The organism is Microcystis sp. M44BS1 (assembly GCF_020244875.1).
Taxonomy (GTDB): domain Bacteria; phylum Cyanobacteriota; class Cyanobacteriia; order Cyanobacteriales; family Microcystaceae; genus Microcystis; species Microcystis panniformis.
This window is the reverse complement of the sequence record NZ_JADBVM010000143.1, coordinates 1-4704: the sequence shown is the minus strand read 5'-3', so window position 1 is coordinate 4704 and position 4704 is coordinate 1. Positions and strand designations below refer to the sequence as shown.

Here is a 4704-nt window from a genome sequence, read left to right as displayed (position 1 = left end):
TCATAATAAATATTGGCAGAGGATTAAATATTAGTTATTGTGACTAACTCTTTTGATTAGAAAAAGATAAACTTGAGAATCTTCGGTCAAATTTATTGACTCAAAATCAGCTATACTTAATTTAAATGAAACAGCCCTACCCTTATCAAGGGGGGCAGGGGGGATCGAACCTCAAATCCATTTTTAATTTAATTATAACCAGCTACTTAAACTGAGCATGACGACAAAAACCAATCTAGTCTTAAGCTTGATCTTTTTTACTTTTCATTTAACTTAACTGTTCAAAGGGAACTGTCAGCGCCATAATAATCGATGGACTTCGATCGAGAACAGAAATTTTATGAGTTGCCAGCAAAAAAAGTCAATATGGGAAAATAAGGAGCTATTCAGTTGTAAAAGCAATATTTAAGCGAAAATTTATGAAAATCGCTATTTTATCGCAAGACGCTTCTCTTTATTCCACCAAGCGACTGAAAGAAGCGGGAGAAGCTCAAGGCCATGAGGTACGAGTGATCAATTATTTGCGCTGTTACATGAACATTACCTCCCACAAACCCACGGTTGTTTATAACGGTAAACCCTTGGAGAGTTTCGACGCGATTATCCCCCGTATTGCCGCCTCAAAAACCTTCTATGGAACCGCAGTCGTCCGACAATTCGAGGTGATGAATGTTTTTACTGCCAACGACTCGCAGGCAATTTCTCGGTCGCGGGATAAATTGCGTTGTCTGCAAATCCTCGCTCGGGAAGGGATAGGTTTACCGGTGACGGGAATTGCTCACGCAACTCAAGATATCGATGGTTTAATCGAAACCGTCGGCGGCACCCCCCTGGTGATTAAATTATTAGAAGGAACCCAGGGTATTGGGGTAGTCTTAGCGGAAACCGACCAAGCAGCCAAGTCAGTTATTGAAGCTTTTCGGCAATTAGAGGCTAATATTCTAGTACAAGAGTATATCAAAGAGGCCAGTGGCGCAGATCTGCGCTGTTTTGTCATCGATGGAAAAGTGGTAGCCTCGATGAAGCGACAGGGGGCCGAAGGGGATTTTCGTTCTAATCTTCACCGCGGTGGCAAAGCAGAAAAGATAAAATTAACCCCAGAGGAACGCAGTACAGCTATACGGGCCACTAAAGCCATGGGTTTACGGGTTGCGGGTGTGGACTTATTACGGTCCAATCATGGGCCTGTGGTTATCGAGGTCAATTCCTCTCCCGGTTTGGAAGGAATAGAAGCAGCCACTGGTGTGGATGTGGCCAAAAAAATTATCGATTTTGTCGCTAAAAATGCCACCCTAGTCCTAAATCGCGATCGATATCAATATTAGCCGTCAGCCTTGCATCAGTTATCAGTTATCAGTTATCAGTTATCAGTTATCAGATGTGAGTTTTTAGTTTACTGTTTACTGAAAAAGCTCCCCACACCCCACACCCCACACCCTACACCCCACACCCCCCCGATGTCGGGGGGGCAGGGGGGGTCACACCCCACACCCCACTTCCCATCACCCTACACCCCACACCCCACTTCCCCACTTCCCCACACCCCTTAAACAGGATTTAGTATCAGTTAACAGTCGGCAAATACACGGACGCTATCGGGAATAATCGATAGTTTTACCTTTGTACCGATGTCTAATTGGGTGTTAATCGTTGTTCTAGCGTGGATTTGGCTGCCGGTGGCCGTTAGCAGGCAATAACGGTATTCCCGCCCTAAAAATTGGCGATCGCAAATAACTAGCTCTCCCGTCTCATCCGGCTTAATTTTGACATCTTCCTCTCTTAGCATCAATTCCCCTTTGTCCAAATCTTGACCATCGGCAATTTCCCAGACTCCTATCTCGGTTTGCCATTGTTCCCCCTCCCGTCTAGCGGGGAGAAAGTTAGCTTGGGTGACGAACTCGGCCACGAATCGCGAGGCCGGATGACTATAAATTGCTTCGGGATTGTTAATTTGTTCTAATTTTCCTTGACAAATGACCGCAATTGTGTCACTGATCACCATTGCCTCCTCCCGGTCGTGGGTGACAAAAATGGCCGAGATACCAGTCGCTTTCAGGATATGACGGATCTCGTGCCGTAACCGTTGCCGTACCTGGACATCGAGATTACTTAAAGGTTCATCTAAGAGGATTAAAGAGGGTTTTGGGGCTAAAGCGCGGGCGAGGGCGACTCTTTGCTGTTGTCCTCCCGATAGCTGATGGGGATAACGTTTTTCTAGTCCTTGCAGTCCGACTAAATCTAAAGTTTCCGCCACCCTAGCGTTAATAGCTCTGCTCGATAATTTCTCCCCAGAATTTTTTAACCCGAAGGCGATATTGTCAGCAATGGTTAAATGGGGAAAAAGAGCGTAATCCTGAAAAACCATGCCCGTATTGCGTTTTTCAGGGGGAATAAAGGTTTTTTCGTCGGCAACTATTCGCCCTCCCAATTCAATCACTCCTTGAGATGGTTTTTCAAATCCCGCAATCATCCGCAGTAGAGTGGTTTTACCGCAGCCCGACGGTCCCAATAATCCGAGAATTTCGCCCTCTGTTAAACTAAAACTGATATTATCGACAGCTAGAGTAGTAGAAGCGGGAAAACGCTTGTTAACCTCGGATAAACGCAGAATGACAGACTTTTTCATGGTGGGAAAGACAATCGCCCGGTCGGTGGCGGGGCCATTCACTTAAGAATTTTCCTAATTAGTTCACTATTATTGTTTATAACATCTCAAGGGACTAATTAGGAAACTTTCTCAAAAATTTCATGCTCACACCTGAAGATATTATTCTCGTTCCCCGGGGGGCCGAGCATAGCTCAATCCGCCGAGGATTAAGGAACATCGGCGATTTAGCCCCGCAAATTATCCCGATTAACCTTGGCGCTCCAGAATTCCTCGACAGTTCCTCAGTCTCTGGGCAATCTCTAGAATTTCTTAATAAGCTCACGGGAAAAATTGTGCTGATGGGATTAGCGGGCAGTCTCAGCGATCGCTATCGGGTCGGAGATGGGGTAATCTATCAAGGTTGTGGCGCGGAAACGGGGAATTATTGGCAGTGCGAACCGGAAATAACCGCAGAAATCGCCCAATTAACCGGATATAGTCTTGTTAAAGGTTTAACCAGCGATCGCCTGATTAGCCGATCCGAGGAAAAACGACGTTTAGGACAGGGGGGCTATGAAGTGGTAGATATGGAAGGAGCAAGGATTTTAGCGGCTTTAGCGGGGCAAAAAGTGGCAATTGTGCGCGTGATTAGCGACGAGGTGACACAGGATTTACCCGATTTAACCCCGGCAATTGATAATCAAGGTCAGCTGCTACCATGGCCCCTCGCTCGACAAATGTTAATCCGTCCTGTCCCGGCCTTCCATTTGATTCAAGGTTCCCTAAAAGGTTTATCCGTACTAACTCAGGTGGTGCGAAAGTTGTGCGGCAGTAATTTTTAAAAGTTGCTTGCAGATTATTTTTTTTCTGTGCTATAATGGTTAAGCTAAAATCAAGCGGATGTGGTGGAACTGGTAGACACGCACGTTTGAGGGGCGTGTGGCTTACGCCTTGCGAGTTCGAGTCTCGCCATCCGCATAAACTTTTATCTGCCCTCTGACGAGAATTGCCCTTGTCACCTTGAATGTTGACAGGATACCACCGTTATACTATTAGGGGTCGAGAAGGTCGTCGCCGACCTCCCCTCCCATTCAGAACCGTGCATGAGACTTTCACCTCACACGGCTCCTAGTCTGATTGTTCCCTTGTTAAGGATACAACTTGACATCTTTTGGTTGCCATCTTGGCTTCCATCTGATGCCGATTTATCATCGTGACAGTGGCGGTGTAGTAATTGAAGGTTTTTGTATTCATCCTTTCCGCCTAAGCTTAGGGGGTGAATGTGGTCAACTTCAATTAAATCCGATGGGGTGAAGTATTGTCCACATCGGCTACACTTGCCTTGTTGCTTTTTGAGTAGTTTGGCTACTCTTGTAGGTGTGTCGATTGCTTGTCCTCGTCTGGTTGCCCAGTAAGTCCAATTTCCGTCGAATGGTGAAGCGTCGGGGCGTACTAGGGTATGTCTGACAATTGGTGTCCAGTTATGTTTCCATAATTGAAGACCGTCTTTGGTTTTAAATAACCAAGATTCGTGTCTTTCTTTCCCATTGCTAAGTTTAACTGTACCCGGTCTAAAGTAGTTTCTCAGTTTTTCGTAGTCCGCTTTACCGCATCTTGATACTGTCCATGCTCTCAACATCAACCAGATTGTATAGTCTAGTTTATTGAAGGTATCCATAGATACTACTCCTGAATAGTAGTTTGCCCATCCTCTAATGATTGGGTTTAATTGTCTAATCAGGGCTGATTGAGGTGCTGTTTTATGTTTTTTAATTACACCTTTAATCACTTCTATGTGGGCTTTAACTGCTTTTTGGCTAGGTTTAATGTGGGTTAGGAATGTTTTGGGTATTCCTTTTGTTATTTCACCTGCTTTGTATTTTCCTGCTGGATATTGTCTGATATTGAATCCTAGAAAATCAAAACCAGGTTCTTCCGTTTTCCCATTATATTCAATGGGGTTAAGTGTGTGACATACTCTGGTTTTTTCTGGTTTGAGTTCTAATCCTATCGGTTTTAACCATTCGGAAATAGCAGTCTTGCACTGTTCAATGATTTCGAGTGATGGTGAAATCACTACGAAGTCATCGGCGTATCTTATTAAAACAGCTTGATTA

Annotated in this window: 4 protein-coding genes and 1 tRNA gene; 3 read left to right on the top strand and 2 right to left on the bottom strand. The window is 44.9% G+C overall.

The window, feature by feature from the left end; translation table 11 throughout:
• Positions 1-419 precede the first annotated feature (419 nt).
• Positions 420-1325 (top strand): 30S ribosomal protein S6--L-glutamate ligase, encoded by a 906-nt coding sequence (gene rimK, locus IM515_RS11785; protein WP_002776181.1) that lies wholly within the window; start codon positions 420-422, stop codon positions 1323-1325.
• A 242-nt stretch (positions 1326-1567) separates the two neighbouring features.
• Here the strand turns inward: rimK and IM515_RS11780 are convergent, their stop codons facing one another.
• Positions 1568-2626 carry an ABC transporter ATP-binding protein gene (locus IM515_RS11780; protein WP_287627695.1) on the bottom strand — a complete coding sequence of 353 codons (1059 nt, stop codon included), beginning with the start codon at positions 2624-2626 and terminating at the stop codon, positions 1568-1570.
• 122 nt (positions 2627-2748) lie between these two features.
• On the opposite strand from IM515_RS11780, the gene IM515_RS11775 reads away from it, so the two are divergent.
• On the top strand, positions 2749-3429 hold the full coding sequence (locus tag IM515_RS11775) for a nucleoside phosphorylase-I family protein (RefSeq protein ID WP_287627694.1): 681 nt from the start codon (positions 2749-2751) through the stop codon (positions 3427-3429).
• Positions 3430-3483: 54 nt separating this feature from the next.
• Positions 3484-3565: transfer RNA gene (locus tag IM515_RS11770), tRNA-Leu, on the top strand.
• Positions 3566-3704: 139 nt separating this feature from the next.
• Here the strand turns inward: IM515_RS11770 and IM515_RS11765 are convergent.
• The coding region (locus tag IM515_RS11765) for a group II intron reverse transcriptase (RefSeq protein WP_287627693.1) at positions 3705-4704 on the bottom strand (1000 nt) is incomplete at its 5' end.